The sequence below is a fragment of the Fluviibacterium sp. S390 genome (assembly GCF_049800695.1).
GTDB lineage: Bacteria > Pseudomonadota > Alphaproteobacteria > Rhodobacterales > Rhodobacteraceae > Meridianimarinicoccus.
Window position 1 is genome coordinate 68,567 of the sequence record NZ_JBNAFN010000008.1, and the last position, 14,418, is coordinate 82,984.

15 protein-coding genes are annotated in these 14,418 nt (G+C 65.4%); 11 read left to right on the forward strand and 4 right to left on the reverse strand.

Annotated elements, in window-relative coordinates:
- Positions 1-38: 38 nt before the first annotated feature.
- The 10 genes from ACP15K_RS08615 to ACP15K_RS08660 all read left to right on the forward strand — a co-directional run bounded on the left by ACP15K_RS08615 (position 39) and on the right by ACP15K_RS08660 (position 9,632).
- Complete coding sequence (locus tag ACP15K_RS08615; RefSeq protein WP_424990335.1) at positions 39-578, forward strand: DUF3305 domain-containing protein; 540 nt, start codon at positions 39-41, stop codon at positions 576-578.
- Positions 575-1,204: a DUF3306 domain-containing protein gene (locus tag ACP15K_RS08620; protein WP_193139917.1), complete on the forward strand. Its 630-nt coding sequence runs from the start codon at positions 575-577 to the stop codon at positions 1,202-1,204. The genes ACP15K_RS08615 and ACP15K_RS08620 overlap by 4 nt, the downstream gene beginning before the upstream one ends.
- A gap of 15 nt (positions 1,205-1,219) precedes the next feature.
- A complete protein-coding gene (locus ACP15K_RS08625) occupies positions 1,220-1,828 on the forward strand; it encodes a TorD/DmsD family molecular chaperone (RefSeq protein ID WP_193139919.1) in 609 nt (202 codons plus the stop codon).
- 55 nt (positions 1,829-1,883) lie between these two features.
- Positions 1,884-2,075 carry a twin-arginine translocation pathway signal protein gene (locus tag ACP15K_RS08630; protein ID WP_193139921.1) on the forward strand — a complete coding sequence of 64 codons (192 nt, stop codon included), beginning with the start codon at positions 1,884-1,886 and terminating at the stop codon, positions 2,073-2,075.
- 151 nt (positions 2,076-2,226) lie between these two features.
- Complete coding sequence (locus tag ACP15K_RS08635) at positions 2,227-5,121, forward strand: formate dehydrogenase subunit alpha (protein WP_193139923.1); 2,895 nt, start codon at positions 2,227-2,229, stop codon at positions 5,119-5,121.
- Between the two features lie 11 nt (positions 5,122-5,132).
- Positions 5,133-5,726: a formate dehydrogenase FDH3 subunit beta gene (gene fdh3B, locus ACP15K_RS08640; RefSeq protein ID WP_193139925.1), complete on the forward strand. Its 594-nt coding sequence runs from the start codon at positions 5,133-5,135 to the stop codon at positions 5,724-5,726.
- A gap of 242 nt (positions 5,727-5,968) precedes the next feature.
- Positions 5,969-7,195, forward strand: a complete 1,227-nt coding sequence (locus ACP15K_RS08645; RefSeq protein WP_424990293.1) for a formate dehydrogenase subunit gamma — start codon at positions 5,969-5,971, stop codon at positions 7,193-7,195.
- Entirely contained in the window at positions 7,195-8,490 is a 1,296-nt protein-coding gene (locus ACP15K_RS08650) for a c-type cytochrome (RefSeq protein WP_424990294.1), read from the forward strand. Before ACP15K_RS08645 ends, ACP15K_RS08650 begins: the two co-directional genes overlap by 1 nt.
- Before the next feature lies 1 nt (position 8,491).
- Positions 8,492-8,617 (forward strand): hypothetical protein, encoded by a 126-nt coding sequence (locus tag ACP15K_RS08655; protein ID WP_424990295.1) that lies wholly within the window; start codon positions 8,492-8,494, stop codon positions 8,615-8,617.
- A 163-nt stretch (positions 8,618-8,780) separates the two neighbouring features.
- The gene (locus ACP15K_RS08660) at positions 8,781-9,632 is read left to right on the forward strand and encodes an SHOCT domain-containing protein (RefSeq protein ID WP_424990296.1); all 852 of its coding nucleotides are present in this window, start codon (positions 8,781-8,783) and stop codon (positions 9,630-9,632) included.
- A gap of 183 nt (positions 9,633-9,815) precedes the next feature.
- Here ACP15K_RS08660 and ACP15K_RS08665 read toward each other — a convergent pair whose 3' ends face one another.
- The 4 genes from ACP15K_RS08665 to rpmI all read right to left on the reverse strand — a co-directional run bounded on the left by ACP15K_RS08665 (position 9,816) and on the right by rpmI (position 13,852).
- Entirely contained in the window at positions 9,816-12,743 is a 2,928-nt protein-coding gene (locus ACP15K_RS08665; protein ID WP_424990297.1) for an error-prone DNA polymerase, read from the reverse strand.
- Between the two features lie 104 nt (positions 12,744-12,847).
- On the reverse strand, positions 12,848-13,156 hold the full coding sequence (locus tag ACP15K_RS08670; RefSeq protein WP_424990298.1) for an antibiotic biosynthesis monooxygenase family protein: 309 nt from the start codon (positions 13,154-13,156) through the stop codon (positions 12,848-12,850).
- Positions 13,157-13,276: 120 nt separating this feature from the next.
- Entirely contained in the window at positions 13,277-13,639 is a 363-nt protein-coding gene (gene rplT / locus ACP15K_RS08675) for a 50S ribosomal protein L20 (protein ID WP_193139937.1), read from the reverse strand.
- Positions 13,640-13,651: 12 nt separating this feature from the next.
- Positions 13,652-13,852, reverse strand: coding sequence for a 50S ribosomal protein L35 (gene rpmI / locus ACP15K_RS08680; protein ID WP_193139939.1), 201 nt, complete (start codon positions 13,850-13,852; stop codon positions 13,652-13,654).
- A 196-nt stretch (positions 13,853-14,048) separates the two neighbouring features.
- On the opposite strand from rpmI, the gene ACP15K_RS08685 reads away from it, so the two are divergent.
- Positions 14,049-14,411, forward strand: coding sequence for a DUF1428 domain-containing protein (locus tag ACP15K_RS08685; RefSeq protein WP_193139941.1), 363 nt, complete (start codon positions 14,049-14,051; stop codon positions 14,409-14,411).
- The last annotated feature ends 7 nt before the right edge of the window (positions 14,412-14,418 follow it).

The following is a 14,418-nucleotide window of genomic DNA, read 5'->3' on the forward strand; positions in this document are numbered from 1 at the left end:
GGAGGTCCGGCTTGCATTCTGCAACGCCATCGAAGGCGATGCCATTGGGTGTCGTCATGCGCCGCACCCCCGGGGTCACCCGGTGGGCAAAGTGGCATTGGACCGCGTCCGGCATCCTGCCCGGCGCGCAGGCGGTCGACTGGCGCGAATTGCGCCGCGACGGCGACGCCGTGGAATACCATGCAGATACGGTGCCCCTGACCCTTTGGGCCACGGACACCGAGGCCTATCTCGTAGCCTTGGCCGACAGCCCGCCGTGCATCTACGTGGTCCTGCGCGAAGCCACCGCGACGGACGCCCGGATGCCCTATGAGGTGCATCTGATGACCGCCTCGCCCTACGAGGCGCAGGATTATGCCGACAGCGGCGAAGAGATCGTCGAGAAAGTGCCGATGAGCGCCGGTCTGATCGCCTGGGTGCAGGACTTCATCACTGCCCACCACGAGGACGAGGTGTTCATCAAGCGCCGCCGCGACAAGAAGCGGGTGGATCTGGTCGAGGATGGCATCGGCGACTCGCGCATCGAACAACTGACCGACGTTTACCGTGCGCCGCGTCGGAAGGCGGGTCTGCAATGACCGCGCGCAGCGATTTCTGGTCCCGTCGCAAAGCTGCCGTTGAAGCCGAACAGGCGGCTGAATTGCAGGCCGTGGACGCCGCACAACAGTCCGATGAACAGGCCGCGCTGGACGACAAGACCGACGCCGAGATTCTGGCCGAACTGGATCTGCCCGACCCCGACAGCCTGTCCAAAGGCGACGACTTCACCGCCTTTCTCGCCCGCCGCGTGCCCGAACGCATTCGCCGCCGCGCCCTGCGCAAGCTGTGGCTGAGCAACCCCGTTCTGGCCAACCTCGACGAGCTTGTGGACTATGGCGAGGATTACACCGATGCCGCCACCATCGTCGAAAACATGCAAACCGTCTATCAGGTCGGCAAGGGCATGGTTCGGATGCTGACCGGCGAGGACGAGGAGGCCGCACCGGAAGACGCGGTCGCCGAAGACGTCGCGGCCGAGGCCACCGAGGAGGAGGACGAGGTCGAAGCAACAGACCTTGCCGATACATCGCAACAGCCCACCAACCCAGAACAGCACACCGTCGCGCTGGCGCAGGACGCACCCGAAGCACGACCCGACCCCGTTGATCCCGATCCGCTGGCCGCCCCGACGCGGCGGCGGATGCGTTTTGCCTTTGCCGACTGACCGGAAGGAGACCCGATGACCATGGCCACGGCCCTTGAGATTGCTGAAGAAGACCGGCTACGCGCCGATCTTTACGATTTTCTGGGGGCGCTTCTGGCGGCGCCGGCCTCGGTGGACATGCTGAAGAAATGCGCCGGGCTTTCGGGCGATGACAGCGATCTGGGACAAGCCATCGGCACGCTGGCACGGGTAGCCAGGGTCTCCAAGCCCAAGGCCGTCGAGACCGAGTTCAACGCACTGTTCATCGGGCTGGGCCGGGGCGAGCTGCTGCCCTATGCCAGCTATTACCTGACCGGTTTCCTGAACGAGAAACCGCTGGCGCAACTGCGTCAGGACATGGCCGCGCAACAGATCACGCGGGCCGAAAACGTCTATGAACCCGAAGACAACATCGCCTCGTTGATGGAGATGATGTCCGGGCTGATCCTGGGCCGCTTCGGGGCGCCGGCAGCCCTGAATGTGCAAAAGACGTTCTGGAACAAGCATATCGGCCCCTGGGCCGGGCATTTCTTTTCAGATTTGGAAGCGGCGCAACATTCGGTTCTCTATGCCTCGGTCGGCACCATCGGCCGGGTGTTCATGGAGATCGAGCGCGAAGCCTTCCGAATGACGGCAGAGGCGTGACGCCCTGCCATTCCTGCCGTGCCGACAAGCGCGGTGCAACCAAAGGAGAAACGCGATGAGCGACAAGACAGAGGACGGTGCCAGCCGGCGCGACTTCCTCAAGCTTGCTTCGGTTTCGGCCCCGGCGGCGATTGCTGCTGCGGCAGTGGGCGGCACGGCCGCCCAGGCTGACGAGGCGCCCACCGGTGAAACCCGGATGCAGGACACCGCGCATACCCGCGCCTATCTGGACAGCGCCCGGTTCTGACCGGCTTGCCCGATCCGTTGCCGCCCGGCCCGACCGGACGCTGACACCCCCGACCCTGAGGCAACTGGTTGCGTGACGCCCGACCGCTTCAAGGATTTGCAACACCAAGCCCGCAACGGCCCCGTGCCTGCGCCAGCGAGGAGAGAGAAACATGCTGAGGAAAAAGACCAACGGGGTTGCGCGACGCTCCCAGCGGACAAGTATCCTGAATAACATCGCCGAGACATCCGTCGACCGCCGCGCCTTCCTGCGCGGATCGGGACTGGCCATCGGCGGGCTGGCGGCCATTGGCGCCACCGGCGGAACCGTGACCCGCGCATCGGCCCAGGCCGCCATCAGCAGCGCAGTGGAGACCATCAAATCGGTCTGCACCCACTGCTCGGTCGGCTGTACCGTGATTGCCGAGGTCAGCGATGGGGTCTGGATCGGGCAAGAGCCCGGCTGGGACAGCCCGTTCAACCTGGGTGCCCATTGCGCCAAGGGTGCTGCGGTCCGCGAACATGCCCATGGCGAACGTCGCCTGAAGTACCCGATGAAAAAGGAAAACGGCGAATGGGTCCGGATTTCCTGGGAACAGGCGATCGACGAGATCGGCGACCAGATGATGCAGATCCGCGAAGAAAGCGGCCCTGACAGCGTCTATTGGCTCGGCTCGGCCAAGCACAACAACGAACAGGCCTACCTGTTCCGCAAGTTCGCCGCCTACTGGGGCACGAACAACGTGGATCACCAGGCCCGGATCTGTCACTCGACCACGGTTGCAGGTGTTGCGAACACCTGGGGCTACGGGGCGATGACGAACTCGTACAACGACATCCACAACTCCAAGGCGATCTTCGTGATCGGCGGCAACCCGGCCGAAGCCCACCCGGTTTCGCTGGTGCACATCCTGCGCGCCAAGGAACAGAACAACGCACCCGTCATCGTCTGCGACCCGCGGTTCACCCGCACCGCAGCCCATGCCGACGAATACGTGCGGTTCCGTCCCGGCACCGACGTGGCGCTGATCTGGGGCATCCTGTGGCACATCTTCGAGAACAGCTGGGAGGACCGCGAGTTCATCCGCACCCGTGTCTGGGGCATGGACCAGATCCGCGAAGAAGTTGCCGCATGGAACCCTGAAGAGGTGGAACGTGTGACCGGCGTGCCCGGAAGCCAGTTGCGCCGGGTGGCGCGGACGCTGGCCAACAACCGCCCCGGCACCGTGATCTGGTGCATGGGGGGCACCCAGCACACCAACGGCAACAACAACACCCGTGCCTATTGCATCCTTCAGCTTGCCCTTGGCAACATGGGCACCTCGGGCGGCGGCACAAACATCTTCCGCGGCCATGACAACGTGCAGGGCGCAACCGACCTGGGTGTTCTCAGCCATACGCTGCCGGGCTACTACGGTCTGACAGCCGGGGCCTGGGCGCATTGGGCCCGTGTCTGGGAAGAAGATCCCGAATGGCTGAAAGGCCAGTTTGCCACGGTGCAGGGCGCCGATGGCAAGGACAAGAACCTGATGAACCTGACCGGCATCCCGGTGTCGCGCTGGATCGACGGGGTTCTGGAAGATCCGGCCAACACCGATCAGCCCAATGCGGTGCGCGCCATGGTTCTGTGGGGCCACGCGCCCAACTCGCAGACCCGGATGACGGAAATGAAGACGGCGATGGAGCAGCTGGACATGCTGGTCGTGGTCGATCCCTTCCCGACCGTCTCGGCCGTGCTGCACGATCGTACCGATGGCGTCTACCTGCTGCCGGCCACGACCCAGTTCGAGACCCGCGGATCGGTGACCGCCTCGAACCGCTCGCTGCAATGGCGTGACCAGGTGATGGCACCGCTGTTCGAGTCCAAGCCCGATCACGTCATCATCGCCAAATTCGCCAACAAGTTCGGCTGGGGCGACCGGTTCTTCCGCAACATCGAGATGGAAGATCCCGAAACACCCAACGTCGAAAGCATCACCCGCGAGTTCAATCGCGGCATGTGGACGGTGGGCTATACCGGCCAGTCGCCAGAGCGGATCAAGCTGCACATGGCGAACCAGCACACCTTCGACCGCACCACGTTGCAGGCGATCGGTGGCCCGGCCGACGGCGACTACTATGGCCTGCCATGGCCCTGCTGGGGCACGGCCGACATGGGGCATCCGGGCACGCCAAACCTGTATGACATGTCCAAGCCGGTCTCCGAAGGCGGCCTGACCTTCCGCGCCCGGTTCGGCGTGGAACGCGACGGCGACAACCTTCTGGCAGAAGGTGTCTATTCGGCAGGATCGGAAATCCAGGACGGCTATCCCGAGTTCACCATGCAGATGCTGATGGACCTGGGATGGGATGGCGATCTGACCGACGAGGAACGGGCCGCCATCGACGCCGTGGCCGGTGCCAAGACCAACTGGAAGACCGACCTGTCGGGCGGCATCCAGCGGGTCGCCATCGCCCATGAATGCGCGCCCTTCGGCAATGCCAAGGCGCGTGCGGTCGTGTGGACCTTCCCCGACCCGGTGCCGATCCACCGCGAGCCTCTGTACACGCCGCGGCGCGATCTGGTGGCCGACTATCCCACCTATGAGGATCGGAAGTTCTATCGTCTGCCGACGCTCTATGCGTCGATCCAGAAGAACGACTTCAGCCAGGAATATCCGATGATCCTCACCTCGGGGCGGCTGGTCGAATACGAAGGCGGCGGTGATGAAACCCGGTCCAACCCCTGGTTGGCCGAGCTTCAGCAGAACATGTTCGTCGAGATCAACCCGCGCGACGCCAACAATCTTGGCGTGCGGGACGGCGCACAGGTCTGGGTCGAAGGTCCGGAGGGCGGCAAGGTCAAGGTCATGGCCATGGTCACCAACCGGGTGGGCGAAGGCGTTGCCTTCATGCCCTTCCACTTCGGCGGCCACTTCCAGGGCGAGGACCAGCGGTCGAAATACCCCGCGGGCGCCGATCCCTACGTGTTGGGGGAATCCACCAACACCGCCCAGACCTATGGTTATGACAGCGTGACCCAGATGCAGGAGAGCAAGACCACTCTCTGCAAAATCTGGTCGGCATAAGGAGGACACCAATGGCACGAGCAAAGTTCCTTTGCGACGCCGAGCGCTGCATCGAATGCAACGCCTGCGTCACGGCCTGTAAGAACGAGCACGAGGTGCCCTGGGGCATCAACCGGCGACGGGTCGTTACCATCAACGACGGCAATCCGGGCGAGCGATCTATCTCGGTCGCCTGCATGCACTGTTCGGACGCGCCCTGCATGGCGGTCTGCCCGGTGGATTGCTTCTACCAGAACGAAGAAGGCGTGGTGCTCCATTCCAAGGATCTGTGCATCGGCTGCGGCTATTGCTTCTACGCGTGCCCCTTCGGCGCGCCGCAATATCCGCAGGCGGGCAATTTCGGATCCCGTGGCAAGATGGACAAATGCACCTTCTGCGCCGGTGGCCCGGAAGAGACCCACTCCACCGCCGAATTCCAGAAGTACGGACGCAACCGGATCGCCGAGGGCAAACTGCCGCTCTGCGCCGAGATGTGTTCGACCAAGGCACTTCTGGCCGGCGATGGTGACGTGGTCTCGGCCATCTACCGCGAACGCGTGGTGGCCCGTGGCTTCGGCTCCGGCGCCTGGGGCTGGGGCACCGCCTATGACCAGAAAGGCGGCTGAGCCGGCTTTCTTCCAAGGCTGAAACACGGCGGCGGCCCTTCCTGCAAGGGCCGCCGCCCGACCCTTTGACCCATCGTTTTTCGCGCGGCCCTGCCCCGGATCCTGATCCTGACAGCAGCGACCACGCCCCGAATTGACCCCGCTGGGCAAGCGCCCCGCGGTTGCTACGCCAGGGAAAGGCCGGGTCCGACCCGATCCCACCGCGCCCCATGCGGCACACCGATGTCATGGAGAGAGTGACCATGCTCAAACACGCAGTTCTGGCCCTGTTCCTTTGCCTGGGCAGCCTGACGGCCGCCGCTGCGCAGGAGGCCACCCCCGAAACCACCGCCGCGCCGGACCGAAGTGGCACCGGCGGCGCCCAGACGCTGGAAGACATCCTTGCCCGCCAGCGCGGCGAAAAGATCGACGACAGCTTCCGCCGCAACGCCACCGGCGATCCCGATGCCGCAGCGGCCATTGCCGCGCAACTGGGCACCCTGGGCGGGGCCTCGGATTCGGAAGTCTACCGCGCCCTGCGCTATGGCAGTGCCGATGTGACGGTGTCCAACGACGGCCCGGCCTCGAACGTGTTGATCCAGGACAGCGGCATGAGATGGCTGGAGTTCCGCCAGGGTCCGCTGGCCACCTATGGCGGCTACGCCTTGCTGGGCATGATCGGCCTGTTGCTGCTGTTCTACCTGCTGCGCGGCAAGATCCGCATCGATGGCGAGAAAACCGGCCGCAAGATCTTGCGGTTTTCCAGCATCGAACGCTTCGGCCACTGGTTGTTCGCGGGCTCTTTCCTGCTGCTGGCCTTCACCGGGCTGATCGTATTTTTCGGGCGCAAGGGGCTGATCCCGCTTCTGGGCAAGGATGCCTATGCGCAACTGGCGCTGATCTCGAAATGGATTCACAACAACGTGGCCTGGGCCTTCATGCTGGGGCTGGTGATGATCACCGTCATGTGGCTGGTCCACAACATTCCCAACCGCCATGACCTGAAGTGGTTCGCCGTCGCCGGCGGGTTGTTTTCGAAAAACGTCCATCCGCCCGCCCGCAAGTTCAACGGCGGCCAGAAGATCATCTTCTGGTCCTGCGTGGTACTTGGCGTGTCGATCTCGATTTCCGGCCTGTCGCTGCTGTTTCCCTTCGAACTGCCGATGTTCGCCAAGACCTTCGTTGTGCTGAACGACACGCCGATCCCCGGCTGGTTGGGCCTTGGCACCCTGCCCGAACAGATGCCGCCGCATCAGGAAATGCAGTTGAGCCAGGCCTGGCACGCCATCGTTGCCTTCCTGTTCATGGCCATCATCATCGCCCATATCTACCTGGGCTCGGTCGGCATGGAGGGCGCGTTCGACGCCATGGGCTCGGGCGAGGTCGAGGAACAATGGGCGCGGGAACACCACGGCCTCTGGGTCAAGGAGCTGGAGGAGAAGGGCAAGACCGCCACCGCCTCCGGCGGACAGCACAGCCCCGCCGAGTGATGCCCCGTGCCGCGGCCCTGCTTCTGGCGCTGGCCCTGCCGGGGCTGGCGCAAGCGTCGGAGTTCTTCACGCTGAAAGGCCATGGCGGCCCCGTCAAGGGGCTGGCCGTGGCCCCGGACGGCACCATCGCCAGCGCCAGTTTCGACAATGCCGTGGGCCTGTGGCAGGGCACGGCCCCGCGCTGGCTGGACGATCATCGTGCCGCCGTGAACACCGTGGCCTTCGCGGGCCGCGACCGGCTGATCTCGGCCGGCGACGATTTCCGGGTGGTGCTGTGGTCGCTGCCCGGCGGCACCGCCACCGAGCTTTTCCAGCATAAGGGCAAGGTGATGGGACTGGCGGTCAGCACCGATGGCACCCGCGCCGCCAGCGCCAGTTGGGATGGCACCATCGCCCTGCTCGACCTGACCTCAGACACGCCCCCGACCCTGCTGCGCGGCCACGCCAGCGGCGTCAACGCGGTGAGCTTTGCCGAAGCGGGTCGCCGCCTGATCTCGGCCGGGGTCGATGGCACCGTGCGCTACTGGGATACCAGCACGGGCGCCGAGACCCGGCAGCTTCTGACCAATGGGTTCGGGGTCAACACCCTGATCGCCACGCCCGACTGGCTGGCCTATGGCGCGGTGGACGGGGTGACGCGCATCGTCGATCCCGACACCGGTGCAGCCCTGGCCGATTTCACCCTGGACCGCCGCCCGATCCTGGCCATGGCTTACAGCCCTGCCGCGCAGCGGCTGGCCGTGGGCGACGGCGAAGGTTACATCATGGTACTTGATACCCAGACCTGGCGCATTGCGGGCGATTTCCGGGCCTCGCTGACCGGACCGATCTGGGCGCTGGCGTTCTCGCCCGACGGGCAGAACATCCATGCCGCCGGACTGGATCCGACGGTGTATTCCTGGCCGCTGGACACACTGGACGATCAGGATCCCATGGCCGCCCCCGACCGTCCCTATCTGCGCGACCCCGCCGAGATGTCTAATGGCGAACGTCAGTTCGCCCGCAAATGCTCGATCTGCCACAGCCTGACCCCCGACAGCGCGCGGCGCGCCGGGCCCAGCCTGCACGGTGTGTTCGGTCGCCCGGCCGGCGCTCTGCCCGGTTACAGCTATTCCAGGACATTGATCGAGGCCGGTTTCGCCTGGAATGAAACCACCATCGACAAGCTGTTCGATCTCGGCCCCGACCACTTCATTCCGGGCACCAAGATGCCCATGCAACGGATCACCGCCCCGCAGGATCGTGCCGATCTCATCGCCTTCCTGCGCCGCGCCACCTCACCGACCGGAGAGTGACATGAAAATCATGTTCCTGGCGTTTGCCGCCGTCATCGTCATCGCCATTGCGGCAGACCAGATCCTGCAGCGTGCAGGGTTTTCCGCGGCCGAACGCACCATCAGCGACTCGGTACGGCTGAAATAGGCGCCTTTTTTGCCCAGACCCGGGGCATTCGTGGCCGGGAACCGCCGCATCTGCAGGCATCGGCGTCCGGCTAGCGAAAACCATGGCCCGAGTACGGTCCGCGTGCTAGCGCAGGGGAAACAGGGGGCGACTCGCCCCCACCCCGGCCGGAAAGGCACGCCAAATGGCACTTCTCACCCCCGACGGCACCAGCACCGTCAATGACATCGCAAGCCGCTACGGGCTGTCCCCGGATGCGGTGCTGACCCTGCTGGTGGCGATCAACAACGGCGGCGGCATGCAGGCACAATTCTCGCACCCCGAACTGGGGGGCATGGGCCAATGGTCCATGGGCGGCATGGTGATGGTCGGCGACATGTTCAACATCTCGCTGAAATTCACCGTCGACCAGGTCTGCACCGAACTGTCCAACGCGCTGGCCGGGACGCAACTGTTCAAGCCCGCGACACGCCCGACGCCCATGTCCAGCCAGTCGCAAAGCCAGGGCAATGGCAGCAGTTTCTCGGTGCAGGGCGGTTATGGCGGCGGCGCGGGCTGGCCACAGGACCTTGGCGCGCCCTCCTCGGTCGGCAGCCAGAACAACCTGCGCTATGCGGTCTTTCCCAACACCCGGCGGCTGGCCATCGACCTGAATGGCCAGATCACCGTCTATGACATCGGCGATCACCAGATCAGCGGCTTTTCCCAGCAGCAGGGCGGCGACCAGTCGATCACCTTCACCAGCCAATACGGTCTGGTGCGCGTTGCCGACTTGCCGGTCGTTCCGGCCCAGGGCAGCGCGCCCGCGCCGCAACCGCCTGCCGCAGACCCGACCCCGGCCCCGGCCGCAGACAAGCCGACACCCGAACCTGCGCCCAAGCCAGCCGAGACCACCCCACCGGCCCGCACGGGCGCTGGCGCCGACAGCAGCGAGATCTTCGCGCTGATCGAACAACTGGCCAGCCTGCACGACAAGGGCATCCTGACCGATGCAGAGTTCGAAACCAAGAAGACGGAACTTCTGGCCCGGCTCTGACAGGGGCACAGCCCTCAGCCTGTTCGCCGGAGCCGCCGTCGCGTGGGGCCGACAGGGCCGGACCGGCGCGGGCCTGCAAGGGGGCGCAGCCCGGGCGCGCGCGCCCGCTTGCCCTTGCGGGGCCGGGGCGGTTCGGTCAGGCCACACAGCGCGATGGCGGCTCTGGCGCACAGGCGGGCCTGTTCATTGGTGAGACCCGAGCATCGCCGCCACCCGCCATCCCGGCGTCAGCGTTTCGCGCAGCAATCCCATGGGATGGGCGCGCAGCGACAGGCGCAGGGCGACGTAATCCTCGACCATTTCCTCGCCCAACGTCATCTGCGGCAGATCGGCGGCGCGCTCCAAGATCCCCTCGCCGTCCAGATCGCCCTCGAACAGCGGCAAGGGCTTCTCGGCGGTGATGGCGCGGGCTTCCCACAGCGCCTCGCGACGGCTCAGCCCGAGGCTGGCAAAGACATCCGCCTCGGCCAGCCGGGCGATCTGGCGCGGCGGCACCCCGGCGCGGCGCCAGACGTCAGCCAGGCTGCGATAGCCGTTGCCGCGCGCGGCGGTCAGCCAGGTGATGTCCTCTTCCTTCAGCGCCTTGATCTGGCGAAACCCCAGCCGCAGGGCCAGCCCACCGCGCCCGTCGGGTTCCATCACACTGTCCCAGAAGCTGGCGTTCACGTCCACAGGGCGCACCTCGACCCCATGGGCGCGCACGTCCCGCACGATCTGTGCCGGAGCATAGAAGCCCATCGGCTGCGAGTTCAGCAGCGCGCAGGCGAAGATCCCCGGATGATGGCATTTCAGCCAGGCCGAGGCATAGACCAGCAGCGCGAAACTGGCCGCGTGGCTTTCGGGAAACCCGTAGGAGCCGAAACCCTCGATCTGCCCGAAACAGCGTTCAGCGAAATCGCGGTCATAGCCGTTCTTTGCCATGCCTTTCAGGAACCGGGTGCGGAATTCCGAGACATTGCCGTGCTTCTTGAACGTGGCAAGGGACCGGCGCAGGCGGTCAGCCTCTTCCGGGGAAAACCCGGCGCCGACGATGGCGATCTGCATCGCCTGTTCCTGGAACAGCGGCACGCCCAGGGTCTTGCCCAGCACCTGGCCAAGGTCGTCCGAGGGGAAGCGCACCTCCTCCTCGCCGTTGCGGCGGCGGATGTAGGGATGCACCATATCGCCCTGGATCGGGCCGGGGCGGATGATGGCGACTTCGATCACCAGGTCATAGAAGCAGCGCGGCTTCATCCGGGGCAGGAAGTTCATCTGCGCCCGGCTTTCCACCTGAAAGACGCCGATGGCATCGGCCCGGCACAGCATGTCGTAGACCGCCGGATCCTCGGGCGGCAGGCTGGCCAGCGTCAGGTCGCGCCGGTGATGCAGCGCCACCAGGTCAAAGCCCTTGCGGATACAACTGAGCATGCCCAGCCCCAGCACATCGACCTTCAGGATCCCCAGCGCGTCGATGTCGTCCTTGTCCCAGCAGATGACCGTGCGGTCTTCCATGGTGGCGTTCTCGATGGGCACCAGTTCGTCCAGACGGTCCTGGGTGATGACGAAACCGCCGACGTGCTGGCTCAGGTGCCGGGGGAAGCCCTGAATGTCCTGCACCAGCGCCATGGTCTGCATCAGGCGCGGATCGTCGGGATCCAACCCGATCTCGCGCATCCGGCTGATCGCCGAGCCCGCCCCGCCGCCCCAGCCCCAGATCTGGCTGGACATGGCGCCCAGCGTGTCCTCGGAAAGGCCCATGGCGCGGCCCACCTCGCGCACGGCGCGCTTGCCGCGATAATGGATGACCGTGGCGGTCAGCCCGGCGCGGTGGCGGCCATAGCGCTGATAGATGTGCTGGATCACCTCCTCGCGCCGCTCGTGTTCGAAATCGACATCAATGTCGGGCGGCTCGTTGCGCGCCTCGGAGACGAAACGTTCGAACACCATGGTGCCGATCTCGGGCGATACCGAGGTCACCCCCAGCAGGTAGCAGACCACCGAATTGGCCGCCGAGCCGCGGCCCTGACACAGGATGCCGCGCGAGCGGGCGAAATCGACGATGTCATGGACGGTCAGGAAATAGGGGGCGAAGTTCAGCTTGCCGATCAGGCGCAGCTCATGCGCCATCTGGGCGTGCACCTTGTCGGGCGCACCGCCCGGATAGCGCCAGGACAGACCGGCCTGCACCAGTTGCGTCAGGCGTTCCAGCGCAGTTTCGCCATCGCGGGTTTCCGAAGGATAGTCATAGCGCAACTGGTCGAGCGAGAAGCCGATGCGCCCGGCGATGGTCCGGGCATGGGCCAGCGCGTCTTCATGGCCGGCAAAGATCCGTGCCATCTCGGCCGGGCTGCGAAGGCGCTGTTCGGCATGAACCTGTGCGGCGCGGCCCAGATCGGCCACCTTGCAGCCGGTGCGAATGGCGGTCAGCACATCGGCCAGCTTGCGGCGGCGGGCGTCGTGCAACACCGGCGCGCAGGCGGCCACGGTGGGCAGGCCCAGATGCGCGGCCAGCGCAGCAATGGCGGCAAAGCGGGGCCGGTCCTGCCCGTCGTACTGCGGGGTCAGCAGCACCGCGCAGGCCTGCGGGAAGCGGCGCGCCAGTCGTTCCGCCTGTGGCCAGCCCCCGCCCGCGCCGCCCGGCACCGGCAGATCCCGTGGAGGGTGCAGCAGCAGCTCCAACCCCGCGCCCAGCTCCAGCAGATCCTCGAGCCCAAGATCGCAAGACCCCTTGTCCACCCGCAGCCGCCCGCGCGACAACAGCCGCGACAACCGCCCCCAGGCCGCGCGATCCCGTGGCAGGGCCAGCACCCGGCTGCCGCAGCGCAGGGCCAGCGTCACCGCCGGCAGCAGGCGCGGCACGCAGGTCAGGATCGGCGCCAGCCGATGCGGGTGGCCCGCAGGCAGCGGCGGACCGATGGGCCCGTATTCGGCCAGCGCCGTCGCCCGGTCCCGCACATGGCGGGCGATTTCGCGCAACTCCACATGTGCGCGCACGATCCCCGCCACCGAGTTCTCATCGGCGATGGCAAAGGCTTCGAACCCCAGCTCCGCCGCCTTCGCCGCGTATTCCTCGGGATGCGCAGCACCGGTCAGGAAGGTGAAATTCGATGTGATGCAGAGTTCCACGGACATGAAGGCGGCTCCGAATCCCCAGGGACACCGCAGTATATTCCCGTTTTGTTCTCACCCCTAGGGCGGGCGCCTCCGGCGGGAGTATTTTTGCCAAGAAGAAAGACCTAGAGCAGGACGCTGTCGGTGCTGCGATAGTGATGCAGGGCCCGGGTGAGGACGAGATCTTCTTCTTCGGGCAGGATATGAGGCTGATGCCAGTCATCGCCGGCAAAGGCGCGCAGGGCGTCTTCATCGCACCAGACCATGACGACGCAGAACTCGGTGGTCTCGGCGCCCTCAAGCGGCACGCCGCCGTGGACCGACAGGCAGCCGTCCTGGTCGCGCACCAGTGGCAAGGCGGTCTCCCTGAGGAAGGTCTCGAACTCGGCCGCCCGGTCGGGGGCAATGCCGGCGCGGAAGATACGGATGATCATGCGGCACCTCCTTTGTGACAGTGCCTTATCAGTCTAGCACAGGTCGGCGCCGACCTCCGACGACACGAAAAAGCCGCCGGAAAACCGGCGGCTTTGAAAAGGCATCGCTGTGCAGCGGGATCAGGCCAGGGCGGCCTTGGCCTGGTCCACGATCGCGTTGAACGCGTCGGGCTCATGCACGGCCAGATCGGCCAAAACCTTGCGGTCCACCTCGATACCCGCTTTCGACAGGCCGTTGATGAACTTCGAATAGGTCAGGTCGGCGTCGTGCAGGCGCACGCCGGCGTTGATGCGCTGGATCCACAGGGCGCGGAAGTTGCGCTTGCGGTTATGACGGTCGCGCGTGGCGTATTGATTCGCCTTGTCGACGGCCTGGGCTGCGGTCTTGAAGGTGTTCTTGCGACGGCCGTAATAGCCTTTTGCCGCCTTGATGACCTTCTTGTGACGCGCGTGGGTGACGGTTCCGCCTTTGACTCGAGACATATTCCGACCTCCTTAGCGCGCGTAGGGCATGTAGCCCTTGACGGTCTTCTCGTCGGGCTTGGAAAGGATTGTGGTGCCGCGGGCCGTGCGGATGAACTTGGTCGACCGCTTGATCATGCCGTGGCGCTTGCCGGCCTGGCCAGCCACGACGCGGCCGTTTGCCGTCACCTTGAAGCGCTTCTTGGCGCTTGATTTCGTCTTCATCTTGGGCATTTCCGGATCCTCTTCATTGGGGCGGTTGTCACGCGACTCGGCATGCCACATGGCCGGACGCGTGGTCGAAGCGCGCGTATAGCCCCGGTGCGGTGGGGAGGCAAGCCCAAAACAAGGAAATCCGGCTATAGTTCCCTTGCCTTGAAGCCCGGTCTGCCCGCAGGCTGGACCATGGTTTGAACAGGGGGAACAACTCATGGCCTATATCAGTGCAATGCTGGCAGCGGTGCCGGATGCCAACAAGGACGCTTATTTCGACACGGCACGCAAGATGCTTCCATTGTGGAAGGAAGCCGGGGCCATCGGCTACAAGGAGTGCTGGGGCGTGGATGTTCCCGACGGCAAGCTGACCTCCTTCCCGATGGCGGTGAAGGCAGAAGCCGGCGAGACCGTGGCCATCGCCTATATCGAATGGACCGACAAGGCCGTCGCCGATGCCGCCTTCAAGGCGATGGAAACGGACGAAAGATGGCAGGCCGCCTTTGCGGACGGCATGCCCTTTGACGGGAAGCGGATGATCTTCGGCGGCTTCGAGGTGTTGATCGACGGGCTCGACTGAGCCCGCC